General features: G+C 71.9%; 19 protein-coding genes. 9 read left to right on the top strand and 10 right to left on the bottom strand.

The genetic code is table 11. The annotated features are described in order from the left end of the window. Positions 1-236: 236 nt before the first annotated feature. The 4 genes from MKK68_RS25635 to MKK68_RS25620 all read right to left on the bottom strand — a co-directional run bounded on the left by MKK68_RS25635 (position 237) and on the right by MKK68_RS25620 (position 2,743). Positions 237-614, bottom strand: a complete 378-nt coding sequence (locus MKK68_RS25635; RefSeq protein ID WP_244033339.1) for a hypothetical protein — start codon at positions 612-614, stop codon at positions 237-239. 150 nt (positions 615-764) lie between these two features. Next, a complete protein-coding gene (gene cysK / locus MKK68_RS25630) occupies positions 765-1,739 on the bottom strand; it encodes a cysteine synthase A (protein WP_244033338.1) in 975 nt (324 codons plus the stop codon). 243 nt (positions 1,740-1,982) lie between these two features. Then, positions 1,983-2,138 carry a hypothetical protein gene (locus tag MKK68_RS25625; RefSeq protein WP_187276110.1) on the bottom strand — a complete coding sequence of 52 codons (156 nt, stop codon included), beginning with the start codon at positions 2,136-2,138 and terminating at the stop codon, positions 1,983-1,985. A gap of 98 nt (positions 2,139-2,236) precedes the next feature. After that, positions 2,237-2,743, bottom strand: coding sequence for an META domain-containing protein (locus MKK68_RS25620; RefSeq protein ID WP_147727014.1), 507 nt, complete (start codon positions 2,741-2,743; stop codon positions 2,237-2,239). Between the two features lie 343 nt (positions 2,744-3,086). Here MKK68_RS25620 and MKK68_RS25615 point away from each other — a divergent pair, with 343 nt between their 5' ends. From MKK68_RS25615 to MKK68_RS25600, 4 genes are all read left to right on the top strand, one after another. After that, complete coding sequence (locus tag MKK68_RS25615) at positions 3,087-3,356, top strand: multiprotein-bridging factor 1 family protein (protein ID WP_147841634.1); 270 nt, start codon at positions 3,087-3,089, stop codon at positions 3,354-3,356. Between the two features lie 103 nt (positions 3,357-3,459). After that, complete coding sequence (locus MKK68_RS25610; protein WP_244033337.1) at positions 3,460-3,714, top strand: hypothetical protein; 255 nt, start codon at positions 3,460-3,462, stop codon at positions 3,712-3,714. A gap of 76 nt (positions 3,715-3,790) precedes the next feature. Beyond that, positions 3,791-4,390: a nitroreductase family protein gene (locus MKK68_RS25605; RefSeq protein WP_244033336.1), complete on the top strand. Its 600-nt coding sequence runs from the start codon at positions 3,791-3,793 to the stop codon at positions 4,388-4,390. Positions 4,391-4,396: 6 nt separating this feature from the next. After that, positions 4,397-5,992 carry an AMP-binding protein gene (locus MKK68_RS25600; RefSeq protein ID WP_244033335.1) on the top strand — a complete coding sequence of 532 codons (1,596 nt, stop codon included), beginning with the start codon at positions 4,397-4,399 and terminating at the stop codon, positions 5,990-5,992. Between the two features lie 192 nt (positions 5,993-6,184). Here the strand turns inward: MKK68_RS25600 and msrP are convergent, their stop codons facing one another. The 4 genes from msrP to MKK68_RS25580 all read right to left on the bottom strand — a co-directional run bounded on the left by msrP (position 6,185) and on the right by MKK68_RS25580 (position 11,285). After that, positions 6,185-7,123: a protein-methionine-sulfoxide reductase catalytic subunit MsrP gene (gene msrP / locus MKK68_RS25595; protein WP_244033334.1), complete on the bottom strand. Its 939-nt coding sequence runs from the start codon at positions 7,121-7,123 to the stop codon at positions 6,185-6,187. Positions 7,124-7,209: 86 nt separating this feature from the next. Continuing rightward, the gene (locus tag MKK68_RS25590; RefSeq protein WP_244033333.1) at positions 7,210-8,928 is read right to left on the bottom strand and encodes an AMP-binding protein; all 1,719 of its coding nucleotides are present in this window, start codon (positions 8,926-8,928) and stop codon (positions 7,210-7,212) included. Positions 8,929-9,074: 146 nt separating this feature from the next. Continuing rightward, the gene (locus MKK68_RS25585; RefSeq protein WP_244033332.1) at positions 9,075-9,755 is read right to left on the bottom strand and encodes a hypothetical protein; all 681 of its coding nucleotides are present in this window, start codon (positions 9,753-9,755) and stop codon (positions 9,075-9,077) included. 30 nt (positions 9,756-9,785) lie between these two features. Continuing rightward, on the bottom strand, positions 9,786-11,285 hold the full coding sequence (locus tag MKK68_RS25580) for a leucyl aminopeptidase (protein ID WP_244033331.1): 1,500 nt from the start codon (positions 11,283-11,285) through the stop codon (positions 9,786-9,788). A 226-nt stretch (positions 11,286-11,511) separates the two neighbouring features. Here MKK68_RS25580 and lptF point away from each other — a divergent pair, with 226 nt between their 5' ends. From lptF to rsmA, 5 genes are all read left to right on the top strand, one after another. After that, on the top strand, positions 11,512-12,669 hold the full coding sequence (gene lptF / locus MKK68_RS25575) for an LPS export ABC transporter permease LptF (RefSeq protein ID WP_147860261.1): 1,158 nt from the start codon (positions 11,512-11,514) through the stop codon (positions 12,667-12,669). A 6-nt stretch (positions 12,670-12,675) separates the two neighbouring features. Then, entirely contained in the window at positions 12,676-13,764 is a 1,089-nt protein-coding gene (gene lptG / locus MKK68_RS25570) for an LPS export ABC transporter permease LptG (RefSeq protein ID WP_244033330.1), read from the top strand. An 80-nt stretch (positions 13,765-13,844) separates the two neighbouring features. Beyond that, positions 13,845-16,445 carry an LPS-assembly protein LptD gene (locus MKK68_RS25565; protein ID WP_147860262.1) on the top strand — a complete coding sequence of 867 codons (2,601 nt, stop codon included), beginning with the start codon at positions 13,845-13,847 and terminating at the stop codon, positions 16,443-16,445. Between the two features lie 75 nt (positions 16,446-16,520). Beyond that, positions 16,521-17,639: a 4-hydroxythreonine-4-phosphate dehydrogenase PdxA gene (gene pdxA, locus MKK68_RS25560; protein ID WP_243933274.1), complete on the top strand. Its 1,119-nt coding sequence runs from the start codon at positions 16,521-16,523 to the stop codon at positions 17,637-17,639. A gap of 286 nt (positions 17,640-17,925) precedes the next feature. Next, positions 17,926-18,789, top strand: coding sequence for a 16S rRNA (adenine(1518)-N(6)/adenine(1519)-N(6))-dimethyltransferase RsmA (rsmA, locus tag MKK68_RS25555; protein ID WP_243933272.1), 864 nt, complete (start codon positions 17,926-17,928; stop codon positions 18,787-18,789). Positions 18,790-18,823: 34 nt separating this feature from the next. Here the strand turns inward: rsmA and MKK68_RS25550 are convergent, their stop codons facing one another. Both MKK68_RS25550 and MKK68_RS25545 read right to left on the bottom strand, forming a co-directional pair. Continuing rightward, positions 18,824-19,792: a TIM44-like domain-containing protein gene (locus tag MKK68_RS25550; protein ID WP_243933270.1), complete on the bottom strand. Its 969-nt coding sequence runs from the start codon at positions 19,790-19,792 to the stop codon at positions 18,824-18,826. A gap of 142 nt (positions 19,793-19,934) precedes the next feature. After that, positions 19,935-21,026 (bottom strand): ATP-binding protein, encoded by a 1,092-nt coding sequence (locus MKK68_RS25545; RefSeq protein ID WP_244033329.1) that lies wholly within the window; start codon positions 21,024-21,026, stop codon positions 19,935-19,937. Positions 21,027-21,324: the final 298 nt, after the last annotated feature.

The raw sequence follows: 21,324 nt of genomic DNA, 5'->3' as shown, positions 1-21,324 counted from the left end.
GGGCGCAGGCGGCGGGATTGTCGTTGAGACCCGCGTCTACACGCAGCCGGAGGCGTTTGAAAGGGCGTGTGCACGCATGGTTGGGCCGTCCCGAAACCGGGGACGCGTTTCCGATCCGGCCGGGATGGGTTCAAGCCCTCTCAACGCTCGACCGTATGATGCGTCCCCCCTCCCGCACGCGGGAAGAGGGATCGCTTGGCTGTCGAAGCGGGAGCGGAGAAACCGCCCTGCTCGCGTCAGAGGCCGGCGTAGAGCGCGGCGACGGCGCGGTCGATCGAGAGGTAGAACACGCCGAAGGCGACCAGCGCCGCGACCGCGAACTCCATGGCGACGCTCGGAAGCGTCTGCGAGCGGCGGATCACCTCGCGGCCGAAGACCAGCGAGACCCAGGCCAGCGTCAGCAGCGCCGGCATCACGAACAGGTAGGAGACCGTGCTCTCGATGTGGTCGAGGCCGTTGGCCGGGTCGAGGATCGCTCGGATGTTGCGCACCCACGGCGCGTAGCAGGCGGCGTAGAGCGTGGTCAGCCACGACAGGCCGACGGCGACCCCGAGATGGAAGCTGAAGATGCGGTGCAGACGGGAGAAGTCGTCGAGCGCGTCGTCGAAGGTCATTCGTCAGCCCCGTTCATCGTCGAGATCGGCCCGGCGACGATCGTTGCGGCGTCGTCGTTAACGGGCGGTTGACGACGGGATGGGGGACGATCCTGTGTTTTGTGTGACGCCGGGCCCCAGGCCCGGCGCCCAAATCGTGGCAGTCCCGGTCTAGCCGACGCCCTCGAACAGCGCCGAGGAGATGTAGCGCTCGGCGAACGAGCACGCGACCGTGACGATGCGCTTGCCCTTGAACTCCGGCCGGCCCGCCAGCTCCAGCGCCGCCGCGACGTTGCCGCCGGTGGAGATGCCGCCGGGGATGCCCTCGAGGCGGGCGAGCTCGCGGGCGGTCTCGAACGCCTGCTGGTTCGAGACGGTGATCACGCCGTCGACGATCGCGCGGTCGAGGTTGTCCGGGATGAAGCCCGCGCCGATACCCTGGATCTTGTGCGGCCCCGGCTGCCCGCCGGAGATGACCGGCGAATCCGTCGGCTCGACCGCGAACACCTTCAGGTTCGGCAGGCGCGGCTTCAGCACCGAGCCGACGCCGGTGATCGTCCCGCCGGTGCCGACGCCGGCCACGAACGCGTCGAGCTGGCCGTCGGTGTCGTTCCAGATCTCTTCCGCCGTCGTCTTGCGGTGGATCTCCGGGTTGGCGGGGTTCGAGAATTGCTGCGGCATCACCGAGCCGGGGATCTCGCCGAGCAGCTCCTCGGCCTTGGCGATGGCGCCCTTCATGCCCTGCGGGCCGGGCGTCAGCGCCAGCTCGGCGCCGAGGAAGGCCAGCATCTTGCGGCGCTCGAGCGACATCGTCTCGGGCATCACCAGGATCAGGCGGTAGCCGCGGGCGGCGGCCACGAAGGCCAGCGCGATGCCGGTGTTGCCGGAGGTCGGCTCGACCAGGGTGCCGCCGGGCTTCAGCTTGCCCGAGGCCTCCAGCGCGTCGATCATGTTGACGCCGATGCGGTCCTTCACGCTGGCGATCGGGTTGAAGAACTCGAGCTTCAGCAGGATCTCGGCGTCGATGCCGCGCGCCTGCGGCAGGCGGTTCAGGCGGACGAGCGGCGTGTTGCCGATCGTCTCGGTGATCGAGCCGTAGACGCGGCCATGGCCGGGCTTGCGGGCTGGGGTCTCGACAGATGCCATGGTCGCGAATCTCCGAAGGACGCTCAGGTGACGGCGCGCCGGGCCGCCCGCGCGGGGGCGGGACCGGGCGTTTCCGGAGCCGGGATATCGCGTGCGGCGGGCGGGGGCAATCGGGCCAAGTGCCGGATACGGCGATCATTTTCTCCCGCGGCGGCGTGCCTCGCCGGAGCGTGGAAGATCGCTTCTGCGCGGTCGGCGATATGGGGAAGATCGTTCTTCGCCGGCCGGGTCGCGGCGGCTGCGTCAGCGGGCGCCGAGCGCGAGAAGGAGGCCGAGGAGCGGCACGGCGGCTGCGATCCAGGCCGCGCCGGGGTGGAAGCTCGGCGGCGCGACGTAGCGGGAGGCGTCGTGCACGCCCGCGCGGAGGGTCGCTCGCCCGAGACCGATCTTTGCCGCCATGCGCCCCTCCGACCGTGAACCGGATCGAAGAAGGCGCAGGGGCGTCTCAAGGCCTGGTGAATCGGGCCCGGCCGCGTGGAAGCGTGGTCAACGGCGCCTTAAAGCGCGCGGTCGAACTTCAGCTCGCCGTTGGGGCTCTTCAGCACGAGCTGCGAGCCGACCATGTCCCACTGCGCCGCCGTGCGGAGCGCCACGAAGTAAGCCTGCTCGGTCGCCTGGAGGCTCTTGTCGCAGGACTTCTTGGTGAGGGCGAGCGGGCCGACCGCGAGGTGCTGCTCCTTGAGCGGGAAGGCGGTCGCCGCGAAGGTGTTGCAGCCACCGTAGCCGCGGGCGCGGTACTGCTTGTCGATGATGAAGCTCGGCCGGTCGGTGCCGCCGAACGGCTTGCCGTTGATGCTCACCGCGGTCCAGGTCGAGTCCAGCGGAAACACCTTCTCGGTCTGCTTGGCGCCGGGGATGTACTGCTCTTTCTTGTCCTCGCCGCCGGGCCGGCGGTTGCCCTTGCCGAAGCCGCTTATCGAGTTCTGCGCCCTCGTCTCGGTCGCCGTGGTGAGAACCAGCGCACCGGCGGCGCAGGCCAGAGCGGCGATCAGCATCGGTTTCATGGTACGCCCCTTGTCCCTCGTTTCCGGTGCGCCACCCTCGGGATGCCTTGGAGGCATTCGGGAGCCCGTGCCTGGGCCCGTGGCGGCGCGCGGAAGCGCCAATGCGATAGGATTTCAGCACAATTGTGGTCAAGGCGGCCGCAGGCGGGCTTTTGTCGGCGTCCCGCGCGAAGTTCGCCGGCCCGTCCGCAGGATTCGGGGCCGTTCGCCGGAATTCTGAAACGATCCGCGTTCCGCTCCGTTGTCACGCACCGGATGGCGGTCGGCCAGATCGGCGAATCGAGGAGAGTTCGGCTTGGCGGGATCTGACGAAGGTGGGCAGAGCGGCGCTGCCCCGAGGCCGTTGAGCCCGGTCCAGTCGCGGGCGGCGCGGGGGCTGCTCGGCTGGTCCGAGGCCGACCTGGCCGCCAAGGCCGGGCTCGATGCGGGCTTCGTGCGCGACTTCGAGGCCGGCACCGGCGATCCGCCCTCGGGCCAGGTCGAGGTCCTGCGCAGCGCGCTGATGACGGCCGGCGTCGCCTTCAGCGAGGACGGCAGCTCCGGCGTCCGGCTTACGCAGACCGGCGGCGAGGGCACCCGCCTCGACGCCCTGACCACTGAGAACGACCGCTGACCCGGACGCGGGGGCGCCGTCGGCGCCCGCGCTCCCGTGCCGCCTATGCGGCGACACCGCGTCGGCTCAGGATCGCACGATCCGAGGGCGCGGGGTGCGGGCGATGGCGGACCACAAGGCCGAGCTCCGCGAGACCCTGCGCAAGATGGAGGTCGCGACCGGCGAGGCGGCCGCGGCCTGCCTTCCGCGCCTCGTGGCCCGGCTGCGCCACCACGAGACCCGGCTTCCCGGTCATCCGCTGATCCGCCCGTGGCGACGCTGGCGCATCCGCCGCCTCGCCGATGCCGTCGAGGAGACGCGCTGGCACGTCGAGCAGGGGCGGCTCGCCCGGATGGGCGGGCTGTCCGGCCGCCGCTAGGCCGATCTTGCGGACAGGGCCGCCGCTCGTGCAAAGGGATGCCACGAGTGCGCCGCACCATCCGGAGACAACGCCCGTGACCGCAGACAACCCGCGCCGGCCCGACCACGCGGTCGATCCGATCTTCGTCGATCGCCGCTCCCCCCGCCTGTTCACCGGCGAGGCGGTGCCCGAGGCGGAGCTGATGCGGATGTTCGAGGCGGCGCGCTGGTCGCCCTCCTCCTACAATTCCCAGCCCTGGCGCTTCCTCTACGCTCTGCGCGACGACGCGAACTGGGAGACGTTCTACGGCCTGATCCTGCCGGGCAACCAGAAATGGGCAGCCGGCACCGGCGCGCTGGTGTTCCTCGTCTCCAGCGAGCGCATGAAGGTCGGCGACGAGCTCAAGCCGGCGGGGAGCCATGCGCTCGATGCCGGCGCCGCCTCGCTCGCCTTCCAGCTTCAGGCCAACCGCCAGGGCTGGCACGTCCACGGCATGGGCGGCTTCGACCGCGCGCGGGCGCCGGGGGTGCTCAACGTGCCGGAGCACCACACCATCCAGGCCGCCTACGGCGTCGGCCGCGCGGTGGCGCCGGAACACCTCGACCACGAGCAGCGTGCCAAGGAGGCCCATAACGGCCGGCGCCCGATCACCGACTTCGTCTTCTCCGGCGGCTTCCCCGCGACCGGCGGCTAGACGCGGGTGGACGCGCCCGAGGCCGGCTTCCGCTGGGACATCCCGGCCCGGTACAACATCGGCGTCGACGTCTGCGACCGCTGGGGCACCGCCGAGCCGGAACGCCCGGCGATCCTGGAGGTCGCCGCCGACGGCACCGTGGCGACCACGACGTTCGGGCGGCTTCGCACGGACTCGGATCGGCTCGCCGGAGCGCTCGCCGGCCGCGGGATCGGCCCGGGCGACCGCGTCGCGGTGCTGCTGCCGCAATCGACCGCCGTGATGGTGGCGCACGCCGCCGCCTACAAGCTCGGCGCCATCGCGCTGCCGCTCGCCGGCCTGTTCGGCCCGGAGGCGCTGGCCTACCGCCTCGCCGACTCCGGCGCGCGCGCCTGCATCACCGACGCGGCCGGGCTGGCCAAGCTCGAGCCGATCCGCGGGCAGCTGCCGGAGCTGTCCCTGCTAGTCTCGGTCGACGGCGCCTCGGGCGACGCGCTCGGCCTCGCCGACCTGCTCGCGGCCGCCGCACCCGACTTCTCGGCCCACGACACCGGCCCCGACGACCCGGCGCTGATGATCTACACCTCCGGCACCACGGGACAGGCGAAGGGCGCCCTGCACGGGCACCGAGTGCTGCTCGGCCACCTGCCCGGCTTCGACCGGATGCATGCCTTTCCGCCGCGCCCCGGCGACCTGATGTGGACGCCCTCGGACTGGGCCTGGGCCGGCGGCCTGCTCAACGTGCTGATGCCGGCGCTGCGCCACGGCGTGCCGGTGGTGGCCCGCGCCGCCCGGTTCGAGGCCGACGCCGCCTTCCGGGTGATCGAGCGCTTACGGATCACCAACGCCTTCCTCGCGCCGACCGCCCTGCGGATGCTGCGCGCGGTCGAGGCGCCGCGCACGCGCTACGACCTCTCGTCGCTGCGCAACGTCGCCTCGGCCGGCGAGGCGCTCGGCGCCGACACCTATCGCTGGGCGGAGGACGCGCTCGGGCTCGCCGTCGGCGAGGCCTACGGGCAGACCGAATGCAACCTCGTGCTCGCGGCCGCGCCGGCGGAAGGGATCGGCCGGGCGGGCTCGGCCGGCAAGCCGGTGCCGGGCCACCGCGTCGCGATCCTGCGGCCCGACGGCAGCGAGGCCGGCACGGACGAGCCGGGCGAGATCGCCGTCGCCCGCCCCGATCCGGTGATGTTCCTGCGCTACTGGAACCAGCCCGAGGCGACCGCGCGCAAGTTTTCCGGCGACTGGATGCTCACCGGCGACCAGGCCCGGCGCGACGCGGACGGCTACGTCCACTTCGTCGGCCGCGACGACGACCTGATCACCTCGGCGGCCTACCGGATCGGCCCCGCCGAGATCGAGGCCTGCCTGTGCGCCCACCCGGCCGTGGCGCTCGCCGCCGCGGTCGGCAAGCCCGATCCGCTGCGCACGGAGATCGTGAAGGCCTTCCTCGTCCTGCGCCCGGGCTACGCCGCCTCGCCGGCGCTCGCCGACGAGATCCAGGCCTTCGTGCGCATGCGGCTCTCGGCCCACGAGTACCCGCGCGAGATCGCCTTTCGCGACGCCCTGCCGATGACCACCACCGGCAAGATCATCCGCCGGGCGCTGCGCGACGCGGAGTGAGGCGGATGGCCTCCCTCCCCCCTCTGCGGGGGAGGGAGGGCCTCGCGTCAGCGAGGGTCGGGAGAGGGGAGCGACCTTCCCGGACAGCGCGCTCCCCTTTCCCGACCCGCTTCGCGGGCCACCCTCCCCCGCAGAGGGGGGAGGGAAGAGCCCTGTCGAGACTTCAGCGGCTTCCCCGGACGGGGTTTCACCTCACACGAACAGCCGCTCGCCCTGCAGGTCCTTGTACAGCCCCGCCACCTGCTCGCCGTAGCCGTTGTAGATCAGCGTCGGGACGCGGGTGTCGGTGCCGAGCACGCGCTCGCTCGCCTGGCTCCAGCGCGGATGCGGCACCGCCGGGTTGACGTTGGCCCAGAAGCCGTACTCGGACGGGCCAAGCGCCTCCCAGAAGGTCTTCGGCCGCTCGGCCACGAACGAGACCTTCACGATCGACTTGATCGACTTGAACCCGTACTTCCACGGCAGCGCGAGGCGGATCGGCGCGCCGAACTGGTTCGGCAGCGCCTTGCCGTAGATGCCGGTGGCGACGAAGGCGAGGTCGTTGCCGGCCTCCGCCATCGTCAGCCCCTCGACGTAAGGCCACGGGTAGAAGGTGCGCTGGCCCGGCGCCATCTTGCGGTCGAGGAAGGTCGTCAGCTGGACGTACTTCGCCCCCGAGGCGGGCTTCGCCAGCGCCACGAGTTTGGACAGCGGGAAACCGGTCCACGGCACCGCCATCGACCACGCCTCGACGCAACGGTGGCGGTAGAGCCGCTCCTCCAGCCCGATCTTGCGGATCAGGTCCTCGACGCCGAGCTCGAACGGCTTCTCGACGAGGCCTTCGATCTTGATCGTCCACGGGCTGGTCTTGAGCGCGTCGGCGGCCGGCAGCACGGTCTTCGAGGTGCCGAACTCGTAGAAGTTGTTGTAGTCGCCGCTGAAGGCCTCCGGCGTCAGCGGGCGGTCGAGGGCGTAGGCGTCGTTGCGCTTGGCCGGATAGGGCCCCGTGTCGGCGAAGGCCCGCCCGCCCAGCATCGCCCCCGCGGCGAGCCCGGCGGAGCCGCCGAGCAGCGCCCGCCGGTCGAGGAACACGGATTCCGGGGTAACGAGGTGCTCGGGCATCTCCCAGCCGCGCAACCGCTTGATCAGCATCGTCGTCTCCGCACTGTCCTGCCCGCACGTGTCGCGACCGCCCCCTCGAGGGGCCGGTGGACCGCTGCGCGCGTCTTGTTCGCCGTCTACGGCGGAGGGGTTACCTCCGTTTCGGATCCGGTCGGCGGCGCTTCGTCGCGGAGCATCCGGCGCAGGACCTTGCCGACGTTGGTCTTCGGCAGGCTCTGGTGCAGCACGACCCTGCGCGGCACCTTGTAGCCGGTGAGCTGGGTCCGGGCATGCGCGCGGATCGCCTCGGCGGTGAGCGCGGGGTCGCGCAGGACGACGTGGGCCACCACCATCTCGCCGGTCTCGGCGTGGGGCGCGCCGACCACGGCGCATTCGAGCACGCCGGGATGGGCCGACAGCACGTCCTCGACCTCGTTCGGGTAGACGTTGAAGCCGGAGACGAGGATCATGTCCTTCATCCGGTCGACGATCCGCACCTGACCGTCCGCCTCCATCACGGCGATGTCGCCCGTGCGGAAGAACCCGTCCGCGGTGGTCGCCGCGGCGGTCTCGTCGGGGCGCTTCCAGTAGCCCTTCATCACCTGCGGCCCGTGCACGCAGATCTCGCCGGGGGTGCCGGCGGGCACCGGCATCCCGTCCGATCCGCGGATCGACACGTCGGTCGAGGGCAGCGGATAGCCGATCGTGCCGGACCACGCCGCGAGGCGATACGGGTTGACGCAGACCACCGGCGAGGTCTCCGACAGGCCGTAGCCCTCGATGATGGTCTTGCCGGTGATCGCCTTCCAGCGCGCGGCGACCGCGCTCTGCACCGCCATGCCGCCGGCCACCACGTAGTCGAGCTGCGAGAAGTCGACCGTGCCGATCTTCGGGTGGTTGTTCAGCAGGTTGAACAGCGTGTTGACGCCGGAGAAGTGGGTGAACCGGGTCCTCGACAGCGTCCTCACGAAGCCGTCGCCGTCGCGCGGGTTCGGGATCAGGAGGCAGCTCCCGCCGGTGCGCATGAAGAAGAAGAAGCAGCAGGTCAGCGCGAAGATGTGATACAGCGGCAGCGCCGTGACCATCACCCGGCCGGGCTCGTCGAGGCCCTCGAACCAGACCTCGCTCTGGACGACGTTCACCATGATGTTGCGGTGGGTCAGCATCGCCGCCTTGGCGACGCCGGTGGTGCCGCCGGTGTATTGCAGGAAGGCGAGGTCGTCCTGCGTCACGGCGGCCTTCGGCGCCGTCAGCCCCCTGCCCTGGCGCATCACCGCGTCGAGCCGCACCGCCTTGCCCGCCGGCAGGACGAAGGGCGGCACCGCCTTCTTCAGGTGGCGGGAGGCGAGGTCGATCACCCGGCCCTTGAGCCCGAGGCCGTCGCCCGGACCGGCGAGCACCACGCGGTCGAGGGCGATCCCGGGCAGCGCCTCGGCGACGGTGTGGGCGAAGTTCTCGAGCACGAACAGGATGCGGGCGCCGGAATCGTTGAGCTGCGCCGACAGCTCGCGCGGCGTGTAGAGCGGGTTGATGTTCACCACCGTGCCGCCGGCGACCAGCACCCCGAAGATCGCCACCGCGTAGGCCGGCACGTTCGGCATCATGATCGCGACGCGGTCGCCCTTGGCGAGGCCCTGGGCGGCGAGCCACGCGGCGACGGCACGGCTGGCGCTCCCGAGCGCGGCATAGGTCATCGAGGAGCCGAAGCACGTCAGCGCCGGCCGGTCGGCGAAGCGCGCCGTGCTGGTCTCGAACAGGTCGACGAGGGTGCCGAGGCTGTCGGCGTCGATCTCCGCCGGCATGCCCGGCGGGTAGGCGGCGAGCCATGGGCGCGGTGCCCGGCTGTCCTGGATCACGGCGTTTCTCCATCGCGCGCGGCATTCGCGGCCACGCTTATCGGCTTTGTGCGTTCGCTCCCCTTGGCCCGGACTGTGCGGGATCGCTCCGCCCGCGGCAAGCAAGCGCCGGCGCCGAGGGTTCGCCGCGGCTGACAGCGCGGCCGTTATGGTGCGGCGATGCGGGTGCGCTGGCGGAAGGCCGAGACGACGGCGTGCGGCAGGGCGGCCGCCAGGACCAGGAGCGCGGCGATGCCGGCCTCCCGCGCGGTGAACGCCCGGTGCGGCCACGGCCCCGCGCCCTCGCTCCTCGCGAGCCCGAGCAGGGCGGCGGCGAACCACAGGGAAAGGACGCTGCAGAAGGCCAGCCCGATGCGGGCGCGCCAGCCGTCGCGCGGGCGGAGGCGCCCGCTGGCGAGCCAGCCGAACAGGCCGAGGATCGCGCCGAAGGCGATCGCCCCGACCGCGGCCCCGAGGGCGTAGGCGAGCCAGAGCGGCTGGCCGGTCAGGAACGCCATGCTGCCGCTGCCGTAGGCGCCGCGCAGGATCACGCCGCCGAAGGTCGGGTACGACCCGGCCGCCAGCAGCGCCGCGATCCCGACGGCGCACCAGGCGACGCGGCGCGGCAACCCGGCCGGCCCCGGCGCCGCGGCCGTCGCGACGAGGCGGGCGACGCCGTAGACCAGGGCGAAGGCGAACAGGGGATAGCTGTCGAGGAAGAACCCGTAGGCGCGCGGCGCCAGCCAGTCCGGCAGGTCGGAGCGCTGGCTGACCCCGGTCGCGGCGACGAGACCGAGGCAGAGCAACGCCGCCGCCACGGGTGCGGCCGCGAGGGTTGTCCTGCGCATCGGGCGCTCCGCCGTGACGCGGCCGGGCCGCTACTTCGCCTCGTAGTGGTCGCGCACCAGCCGGTCCAGCAGGCGCACGCCCCAGCCGGCGCCCCAGCTCTTGTTGATCTCGCTCGCGGTCGAGGACATGCCGACGCCCGCGATGTCGAGATGCGCCCACGGCACGTCGTTGACGTAGCGCTTGATGAAGGCCGCCGCCGTCGCGGCGCCGCCGTGGCGGCCGCCGGTGTTCTTCATGTCGGCGAACTTCGAGTCGATCGCCTTGTCGTAGGCGGGAATGAGCGGCATCCGCCAGACCTTCTCGCCGACCGCCTCGCCGGTGGCGTGGATCTTCGCCGCCAGGTCGTCGTCGTTCGAGAACAGGCCGGCGATGTCCTGGCCCAGCGCCACGATGATCGCGCCGGTGAGCGTGGCGAGGTCGATCATGAATTTCGGCTTGTAGGCGCCCTGCACGTGCCAGATCACGTCGGCGAGGACGAGGCGGCCTTCCGCGTCGGTGTTGATCACCTCGATGGTCTGGCCCGACATCGAGGTGACGATGTCGGACGGCCGGTAGGAGGCGCCGTCGGGCATGTTCTCGACGATGCCGATGGCGCCGACCACGTTGACCCGCGCCTTGCGGGCGGCGAGCGCGTGCAGGGTGCCGACGACGGCGGCCGCGCCGCCCATGTCGCCCTTCATGTCCTCCATGCCGCCGGCCGACTTGATCGAGATGCCGCCGGAATCGAACACCACGCCCTTGCCGATGAAGGCCACCGGCGCCTCGCCGGCCGGGCCGCCGTTCCAGCGCATCACCACGACCCGCGGCTCGCGCACCGAGCCCTGCGCCACGGCCAGCAGCGCGCCCATGCCGAGCTCGCGCATCCGGGCCGGCTCCAGCACCTCGACCTCGACGCCGAGCCTGGTCAGCTCGGAGGCGCGACGGGCGAACTCTTCCGGCGTCAGGACGTTCGGCGGCTCGTTGAGCAGGTCGCGGGCCAGCGTCACGCCCTCGGCGACGGCGGTGCTCGCCTGCGCCGCGGCCTCTGCCTCGGCGTGGCCGGCGAGCATCAAGGTCAGCGTGGTCGCGGCCTTGGTGTCCTCGGCGTCGGGCTTCTTCTTGGTCTTGTAGCGGTCGAAGCCGTAGCTGCGCAGGCGCGCGCCGAGGGCGAAGTCGGCGGCGTTCGCCGCCGCGATCGCGGCGCCCGGCCAGTCGAGCACCACGCGGGCCTCGCGGCCCGAGACCTTGCCCGCGGTGAAGCCGCCGAGAACCGGCCAGTCGATCTTGGCGCGGTCCTTGTCGGTGCCGAGGCCGACCACCACCAGCCGATCGGCGTCGACGCCGGCCGGCGCCGGCAGCACCAGCGCGCTCGAGGCCCGCGCCTTGAACTTCTCGCTGCCGGCGGCGCGGGCGATCAGGTCGATGCCGCCCTGGCCGAGCGCATCCCGCGCGCCCGCGCCGAGCACGAGGTCGTCGCCGACGAACACCACGAGGTCCCCGGATCCGCCCCGGCCGAGGGGGGCGAAATGGATGGTGATGCCGTCCGACATGGCGTTGCCTTCTGCCCTGTTCCGCTGTCACGAGCGTGCTCGACAGCCGCACGCCCATCGGTGCCCTGTGTAGCCGGTGAGGCGGAGAACGCAACGCGACCCGGGCGCCCTCGAAAGGCCCCAGTTCACGCGCCATCGGAAAGGACGGCCGGGCGATCCGGCGACGGGGCCCCAGACCGTGCGAGCGGGCGCGGCGACGGGCGGGCATGGCGGAAGTAGGGGTTCGATGACGCAGATCGCGCGCTACATCTTCCGCATCGCGCTCGGGGCCTTCCTCGCCTGCCTCGTCGGCCTCACCGGCACGATCTGGGTGACGCAGGCGCTGCGCGAGCTCGACCTGATCACGGCCAAGGGCCAGACCGTGCTGGTCTTCCTGTTCATCACCGGCCTGTCGCTGCCGACCCTCGTCGTTGTGATCGCGCCGGTGGCCCTGTTCATCGCCGTCGTCTACGCGCTCAACCGCCTCAACGGCGATTCCGAGCTGATCGTGATGTCGGCGGCCGGGATGAAGCCGCGCGCGATCCTGCGGCCGTTCCTCACGCTGGCCTTCGCGGTGAGCGCGCTGGTCGGGTTCGTGACCATCGTGGTGATGCCGGCGAGCTTCCAGGAGCTGCGCGACGTGATCACCCGCGTGCGCGGCGACTTCATCGCCAACGTCGTCAAGGAAGGGCAGTTCACCCAGCTCGACAACGGCATCACCTTCCACTTCCGCGAGCGCGGCCCCGGCGGCGCCCTGCTCGGCCTGTTCATCCAGGACCGGCGCGAAGCCGGCAAGACCAAGGTCTATCTCGCCGAGCGCGGCAACGCGATCGACGTGGACGGCGGCAGCTACCTCGCCCTGCAGAACGGCAGCGTGCACCAGCAGCAGAAGGATTCGCGGGACAGCTCGATCCTGACCTTCGAGCGCTACACGATTGACCTCGCGGCCTTCGCGCCGCCCGACGGCGACACGGTGTACAAGCCGCGCGAGCGCTCGACCGCGCAGCTGCTCTTCCCCGACAGGACCGAGGGCTACTTCCAGCTGCAGAAGGGCCGCTTCCGCGCCGAGCTGCACGACCGGCTCTCGGCCTGGCTCTACCCGCTCGCCCTGGTCTTCATCGCGTTCGCGGCGCTCGGCGACCCGCGCACCACCCGACAGGGCCGGGCCGGCGCGGTCGCGAGCGCGGTCATCGCGGTCATCGCCCTGCGCATCGCCGGCTTCACCGCGACCAGCGCGGCGACCCGCAGCGCCGGGGCGGTGGCGGCGATCTACGCGGTGCCGCTGCTGGCGATCGCGCTGTCGTCGCTGATCATCTTCCAGGGCCCGGCGGTGCGCGCCCTCAACGGCCGCCTCGCGGCCGCCGTGCGGGGGCGGTTCCGCGCGCCCCGCCTCGCCGCCGGCTGAAACCGCATGCTGATCGGGTTCACCCTCGGGCGCTACTTCGCGGCCCGCTTCGCGCGCACCGTGCTCGGCGTGTTCATCACGGTGTTCGCGCTCGTCTACACCCTCGATTTCGTCGAGCTGCTGCGCCGCGCCGGCGACGCGGAGGGCGCGTCCACAGGTTTGATGGCCCAGCTCTCGCTCTACCGCACGCCCGCGGTGGCCGAGGGCGTGCTGCCCTTCGCCGTGCTGTTCGGCTCGATGGCGGCCATGCTCCAGCTCTCGCGCAAGCTCGAGCTGGTGGTGGCGCGCGCCGCCGGGATCTCGGCGTGGCAGTTCCTGCAGCCGGGCTTCTTCGTCGCCCTGGCGCTCGGCGCCTTCACGGTCGGGGTCTACAACCCGGTCTCGGCGATGATGAAGCAGCGCTCGACCGAGATCGAGGCGAAGATCTTCGCCAAGTCGACCAAGGCGTCCTCGGGCAAGGACCTGTGGATCCGCCAGAAGAGCCTCGACGGCGGCGCGATCATCCGCGCCGAGACCGCGATCGAGGGCACGACGACGCTGGCGGGCGTGCAGGTCTTCACCTTCGACGATGCCGGCCTGTTCGTCTCGCAGATCGTCGCCGCGCGGGCGAGCCTGCACGACGGCTACTGGGAGCTGACCGACACCCGGGTGCTGACGCCGGGCAGCCCGCCGGAGGCCTTCGGCACCTACCTCATCGCCTCGACCCTCGATCCGAGCCAGGTGCGCCAGCGCTTCACCCACCCGGAATCCGTGCCTTTCTGGCAACTACCCGACACCATCGCACGCACCGAGCGGGCCGGGTTGGATGCGACCCGCTACCGTCTCCAGTATGATGTGCTGTGGGCCCGGCCGATCCTCTTCCTGGCCATGGTCCTGGTGGCGGCAACCGTTTCCTTACGGTTCTTCCGCTTTGGTGGTGTGGGAAAGCTGGTGCTCGGAGGGGTCGCCGCGGGGTTCGCCCTGTACGTCGCCCGCCAGGTGATGGAAGGCCTCGGAGCCTCCGGGATCGTCGCGGCGCCGGTGGCGGCGTGGTTCCCGGCCGTGGTAGGAAGCCTTCTCGGTACGCTCACGCTTCTGTACCAGGAAGACGGCTGACGCCCGCTCTCCGGAGCGGGCACGGGAGACGGACGTGGACGGAAACGTGGCGGCGGGCGTCAGCGGAGTTGGGACAGGCGTTGCGTAAGGTCGCCGACATCGCGAAGGTCCTCGGGCTGCTGGCGCTGCTCTGCGCCGGCACGTCCGTCGGCGGTGCCGTGCCCGCGGGCGCCCAGGGCCTGCCGGGCGGCAAGCCGGTCGCCGGCAAGCCCGTGGCCGGCAAGCCCGGCGACAAGCTCCTCGTCGAGGCCGACGAGCTGATCTACGACAACGACAAGAACACCGTCACGGCGCGCGGCAACGCCGAGCTGCATTACGGCCCGCGCACGCTGCAGGCCGACCGCGTCCGCTACGACCGGGCCTCGAGCCGCGTCTTCGCCGAGGGCAACGTCCGCCTGACCGACCAGGACGGCGCCGTCGTCACCGGCGAGAAGATGGAGCTCACCGACGACTTCAAGAGCGGCTTCATCGACAGCCTGCGCATCCAGCAGACCGTGGAGCGCAAGGGCGAGACCATCCGCACGCGCTTCTCGTCGCCGCGCGGCGAGCGGCTGGAAGGCGAGCAGACCAGCTTCGATTCCGGCACCTACACCGCCTGCGAGCCGTGCCGCGACCACCCGGAGAAGCCGCCGCTGTGGCAGGTGCGCGCCGCCAAGATCATCCACAACAACGAGACCCATACGATCTACTTCGAGGACTCGACCGTCGAGATCGCCGGGATCCCGGTCGCCTACCTGCCGTATTTCGAGTCCGCCGACCCGACGGTGAAGCGCCAGAGCGGCTTCCTGACCCCGCGCTTCATCAACACGACGGCGCTCGGCACCGGCCTGACGGTGCCGTACTTCTTCAACCTCGCGCCGGATTACGACCTGACGCTGTCGCCGTCCTTCCTGAGCCGCCAGGGCGTGCTCGGGCAGGGCGAGTTCCGCCAGCGCCTCGACAACGGCAGCTACAACCTGCGGGTCTCGGGCATCTTCCAGACGACGCCCTCGGCCTTCCTGCCGGGACCGATCGGCGCGGGCGACCGCGACTTCCGCGGCTCGATCGAATCGAAGGGCCGGTTCTACATCAACGACCGCTGGCGCACCGGCTGGGACCTCGTCGGCGTGACCGACAAGTGGTTCCTCGACAACTACCGCATCCGCAACCAGTCGATCACGACGGACTACTTCCGCGAGGCGGTATCGACCGCGTACCTCACCGGCCAGGGCGATCGCTCGTACTTCGAGATGCGCGGCTACTACTTCAAGGGCCTGTCGAGCTTCGATTGGCAGAAGGAGCAGCCGCTGGTCCTGCCGGTGATCGACTACGACAAGCGCATCAACGGCCCGGGCGAGCTCGGCGGCGAGGTCCGCTTCCAGGCCAACATCACCAGCCTGACCCGCGAGGCGACGGACTTCCAGGGCCTGCCGCGCACCGGCACCTACCTGTTCAGCCCGAGCGTCAACGGCATCAGCTACCCGCTCTACGAGACCTGCACGACCTTCAACCGCAACACCTGCCTGGTGCGGGGCCTGGCCGGCACGGACACCCGCGCCTCGGCCCAGCTCTCCTGGCGCCGGACCTTCATCGACGACCTCGGCCAGGCGATCACGCCGTTCGCGTACCTGCGCACCGACGCGTTCTTCGTGAACCCGAGCCTGTCGGGCTACCAGAACGCCCTGGTGCCGCAGATCGCCTCCGTCGACGACGGCTTCTCCGGCCGGGTGATGCCGGCGGTCGGCATCGACTACCGCTATCCGTTCGTCAGCGATTTCGGGCCGCTCGGCGTCCACACCCTGGAGCCGATCGCCCAGGTCATCGCACGCCCCTCCGAGACCCGGATCGGCCACCTGCCGAACGAGGACGCGCAGAGCCTCGTCTTCGACGACACCTCGCTGTTCCAGTGGGACAAGTTCTCCGGCTACGACCGGGTCGAGGGCGGTGTGCGCACCAACCTCGGCGCGCAGTACTCGGTCGTCACCGCCTCGGGCTGGTACGCGAACGCGATGTTCGGCGAGTCGATCCAGCTCGCCGGCGTCAACTCGTTCCGCCGCGGCGACATCGCCAATGTCGGCCTCGATTCCGGCCTGGAGAGCACCGCCTCCGACTTCGTGGGCCGCTTCCAGGTCTCGCCGAACCAGAACATCAGCCTGATCACCCGCGCCCGCTTCGACCACGCGGACTTCAAGGTGAACCGCTTCGAGACCGGCGTCACCGCGCGCTTCGCGCCGTTCCTGCCGCTGTCGCTGTCGGCGTTCTACTCGTACTACGAGGCGCAGCCGCTGCTCGGCTTCAGCCATCGCCGCGAGGGCATCACCGCGACGGCGACCTACAACATCACCCCGAACTGGTTCGTCACCGGCTCGGCGCTCGTCGACCTGACGCACTACCTCGACACGCGGACGCTCTATTCCGAGGCGCTGGCGAGCTACATCGCCAACCCGGTCGGCACCCTGCCGACCTACCAGAACCCGGGCCGGTTCTACCTGTCGGGCATGAGCGTCGGCGCCGGCTACCAGGACGAGTGCACCACGGTGTCGCTGAACTACATCGTCTCGCCGATCGCCACCGTGACCGGCGTCGCCGAGCGCAACCAGACCGTGCTGCTGCGCGTCGAGCTCAAGACCCTCGGCGAGGCCGACCTGCGCCAGAACGTCGGCACCGCCACCACCGCGGACGGCATCGCCTCGGCGCACTGAGCGCGGGAGCGGGTCGCGGCGGCGCGGGCGGCCTGCTAAGGCAGGCCTCCCCGCCGCGAAACCCCGCCGACCCCGATGCTCCCCCTCGCCCTGACGCTCGGAGACCCCGCCGGGATCGGACCGGAACTGGCGCTGGCGGCCTGGCTCGCCAGCACGCCGCGCGATCCGCTCCCCGCCTTCTTCCTCGTGGCCGACCCGGCCTTCGTCGAGCGGACCGCCAACCGGCTCGGCCTGCCCGTGCCGGTGGCCGAGATCGACCCCGAGACGGCGGCCGAGGTGTTTCCCCGCGCGCTCCCCGTGGTGGCGCTGCCGAGCGGCAGCGAGACCGAAGCCGAGCCGGGTGTCCCGGATTCGGTCACGGCCGGGGCGACGATCGAGTCGATCACCGCCGCCGTCGGATTCGTCCGCGCGGGCCGGGCCAGCGCGGTGGTGACCAACCCGATCGCCAAATTCGTGCTGACGCGGGCGGGCTTCGCCCATCCCGGCCACACCGAGTTCCTGGCGGCGCTCGCGGTCGCGCCCGGCCGCACCCCGCCGCGCCCGGTGATGATGATCTGGAGCGAGACGCTGGCGGTCGTGCCGGTGACGATCCACGTGCCGTTGCGCGACGTGCCGGGCCTGCTGACGCAGGATCTCGTGGTCGAGACCGCCCGCATCGTCGCCCGGGATCTCGCCGAGCGCTTCGGGCACGAAGCGCCGCGTCTGGTGCTGGCCGGCCTCAACCCGCATGCGGGCGAATCCGGCACGATCGGCCACGAGGACCGCGACGTGCTGGCACCGGCGGTGGCGCGGTTGCGTGCCGAGGGCATCGACATCCGCGGGCCGCTGCCGGCCGACACCCTGTTCCACGCGCGGGCGCGGCAGACCTACGACGTGGCGCTCTGCCCGACCCACGACCAGGCGCTGATCCCGGTGAAGACCATCGCCTTCGACGACGGCGTCAACGTCACCCTCGGGCTGCCCTTCGTGCGCACCTCGCCGGACCACGGCACCGCCTTCGACATCGCCGGCAAGGGCCTCGCCCGCCCCGACAGCCTGATCGCCGCGATCCGTCTGGCCGACCGCCTCGCCCGCACCGCCGCGGCGCGGGCCGGCGGCGCGGGCCGCACCGCCGACGTGATCCCGCTCAACGCCTATGCCGGCCGCCCCCGCTCCGCCCCGGCCGCGCATTTCGATGCGGAGGACGAGCTGTGAGCGAAACCTTGCAAGGCGCCGAGCGAGCTTCCTTGCGCATCCCCTCTCCCCGCACGCGGGGAGAGGGCTCTGTCGACCTCGTCGTCGACAGAGCGAGGCGGCAGCCGATGGTGAGAGGGCTGCGACGGACGAGCCTACGCCGTCGAGGCCCCCTCACCCTCGCTCCGGCTGCGCCTCCGCTGCCCAGCTGCACGACGGGGTGCAGCTGGGCCTCTCCCCGCGTGCGGGGAGAGGGGACGCGCGTGCTTTTCGGCGCCGGCGCAATCCTTCACGCGCGAACAGTCCGATGACCGCCCCCGACGGCCTGCCCCCCTTGCGCGAGGTGGTGGCGCGGCATGGGCTGGAGCCGAAGAAGGCGCTCGGCCAGAACTTCCTGTACGACCTCAACCTCACCGGGCGGATCGCCCGCGCGGCCGGCCCGCTCGCGGGCGTGACCGTGCTGGAGGTCGGGCCGGGGCCCGGCGGGCTGACGCGGGCGCTGCTCGCCGAGGGCGCCGCGCGGGTGATCGCGGTCGAGCGCGATCCCCGCGCCCTGCCGGCCCTGGCCGAGATCGCGGCGCACCATCCCGGGCGGCTGACGGTCGTCGACGCCGACGCCCTGGCCTTCGACCCGCGGCCGCTGATCGGCGACGGGCCGGCGCGGATCGTGGCGAACCTGCCCTACAACGTCGGCACCGCCCTGCTCACCGGCTGGCTCGACGGCGAGGCCTGGCCGCCGTGGTGGGATTCCGCCACGCTGATGTTCCAGCGCGAGGTCGCCGAGCGCATCGTCGCCGACGAGTCGGAGCGGGCCGATTACGGCCGCCTCGGCGTGCTGTGCGGCTGGCGCACGCAGAGCGACATCCTGTTCGACGTGGCGCCCTCCGCCTTCGTGCCGCCGCCGAAGGTGACCTCGAGCGTCGTGCGCATCGTCCCACGCGCCGACCCGCTGCCCTGCCGGGCGGGCGCGCTAGAGGCGGTGACGCGCGCGGCCTTCGGGCAGCGCCGCAAGATGCTGCGCCAGAGCCTGAAGGGGCTGACGCCGGAGCCCATCGCCCTGCTCGCGGAGGCCGGCATCGCCGAGACCGCGCGGGCCGAGGAGGTGCCGGTGGCCGGCTTCGTCCGGCTCGCCAACCTGTGGGACGCGCATAGAAAGGCCGGCGCCCCGTGAGGGACGCCGGCCGGTTTCGTCGAAGCGTGGCGTCTTAGCGGGTCTGCTGGATCGCCGAGAGGATCCACGGGCGCCCGGGCGTGCGCACGAAGGTCCAGAACTCGGTCGCCTCGCCCGGCTCGGTGGAGACGACGCGGTTGCTGTTCCGGTCGATCGTCACGTCCTTCAGGGTGTAGCGCATCGCCACCGTGGCGAAGTCCTGCGCGCCCTCGCCCCACGATTCCGACAGGTCGCCCTGCTGCAGCTTCACGTCCGAGATGCGGTTGACGACGCCGCGGGCGGCATTGCCGCGCAGCTCCTCCTCGAAGTAGCCGGCCATCTCCGGCGTCGCGAGGTTGCGCAGGCCGACCATGTCCTCGTGCGAATAGGCGTCCTGGACCTCGTTGAGCAGGCGCTCGAACGACTGGAAGTCGTTCGGGCCGATCTGCACCGGGCGCTGCTGCGGCGGACGCTGGGGGCCGCCCATCATGCCGCCGGCGCCGGCCGAACCGCCGAGGCCGGGATTGCCGCCCCCGGCCGCGTTCGGATCCATGCCCGAACGGGCGTAGGGCGCGCCCGCGGCGGCCGGCTCTCCGTTGCGGCGGCGGAACCAGCGCACCGCGAAGGAGACGAGCAGCACGACCAGGCCGACCTGCAGCAGCAGACCGAGCATGGAGGCGATGCCGCCGAGCCCGCCGAAGAAGCCGCCGCCGAGCAGCGCGCCGAGGAGGCCGGCGCCGAGCAGGCCGGCCATGAAGCCGCCGCCGAAGCGGGGGCGCGCGGCAGGGGCCTGCATGCCGGGGTTGGTCATGCCGGGCGAGGGCTGCGTCTGGGTGCGCTGCATCGGCGCCGCGCTCGGGGCGGTCGTGGTGGCCGACGGCGCGTTGAACGTGCGCGAGCCGCGCGAGCCCATGCTGGCGCCGCCGCCCGGCCGGGCCTCGACGGCGGGCGCCGCGACCGTCAGCGCGGCCGCCAGCGCCAGGATGGTCGCCGCACGCTTGCGGCGCGTGGTGGAGGTGAGCATCGATACGCCTCTAATCATCTCGAAACGTCGTGGACGTCGTCAAACGTCCTGGCGCGAGCGCCGACGATTAAGATGGTGACGCCGGGCGCGGGGTTTTAGTCCGTCGGTCCGCGATGTTTTCCGCAGCATCGCGAACGAATCGTCAGTGCGGGCCGGATGCGGCCCGCTCGGGCGCGGCCGGAAACACCAGCCGCACCTGCGTGCCCTCCCCCGCCCGGCTGTCCAGGGCGATGGTGCCGTTCTGCCGCTTCATCAGCCCGTGGACGATGGCGAGCCCCGCCCCGCGGCCGGCCTCGCGGCTGGTGGCGAAGGGTGCGAGCGCCCGGGCCAGCATCTCCGGCGACATGCCGGCGCCGGTGTCGGCGATGCGGATGCCGACCGCGCCGTCCTCCGGACGCTGGACCGACCGGTCGCCGGGTGCGATGCGGAAGCTCTCGATCCGGATCGTGCCGCCGTCCGGCATCGCCTCGCAGGCGTTGGTGACGACGTGGCCGAGCGCCAGCTCGACCTGGAGCGGGTTGCTGATCGCCCGCGGCAGGCCGGGCGTGCCGGCGACCTCCAGGCGCACGCCGGCGGGCAGGCCGGGGCGCAGGCGCTCCGCCGTCGCGGCGACGAGCGCGTCGAGGTCGATCGGGCGCACGTCGGGGGCGATCTTGCGCGAGTAGGCCAGCAGCTGGCGCGTGAGGATCGCGGCACGCTCGGTGGCGTCGGTCGAGCGGCTCATCGCCCGCTGGATGAACGGCTCCTGGCTTTCGCCGAGCCGGCGCTTCAACCCGTCGATGTAGCCGATTAGGATCTGGAGGAAGTTGTTGAACTCGTGCGCGACGCTGTTGGTGAGCAGCCCCAGCGCCTCGCGCTGTCGCGACAGCACCAGGGCGCTCTCGGCGTCGCGCCGGCGCGTCACGTCGAAGACCTGCCCGAGGCGGTACGGGCTCCCGGCGATGGGACTGAGGGTCAGGCGCGCCCAGAAGGTGGAGCCGTCGCCGCGCGCCGCCAGGAACTCGGCGCCGTCGTCGAGAGTGCGGCGGTCGGCAGCCAGAAGCCGGACGTTCCGCCCGACGAGGGCCGCGGCTTCCAGCCCGGCGAGGTGCAGCAGGGCCGGGTTGGCGTGGACGATCGGCGCGTCGGGCCGGCGCGGGTCGAACAGGAAGGCGGGCGCCGCGGCATCGAGCAGCGCGGTCCAGCCGGCCTCGAGCGCCGGTTCGTCGAAGGCGTCCGCGTCGGGCTCTGCCATGCTCTCGTCCGGCCTCGCGGAGCGACGGCCCCGACGCGCTCAGCGATAGCCGCATCGCGCCGGACGGCCAAGCCTGAAGCGCGGCCGCGGGACGCGGCGGCGGTCGGGCGCCCAACTGCCGAAGAGGGTCCACCGTCTCTCGCAGGCCCATCCGGGGCTGCGTCGGGCCTCAGGCCCTTCAACACAATCGCGTCATTCCGCGTTGCCGAAGGCGAACGCGGAATCCAGAACCGCAGGCCGTGCTCGGGAAAGCGCCGCCGACGGGTCTGGATCCCCGGCTCCGCTGCGCGGCCCCGGG

The organism is Methylobacterium sp. E-016 (assembly GCF_022829745.1).
Lineage (GTDB): Bacteria > Pseudomonadota > Alphaproteobacteria > Rhizobiales > Beijerinckiaceae > Methylobacterium.
This window is presented reverse-complemented; position numbering and strand designations above follow the sequence as displayed.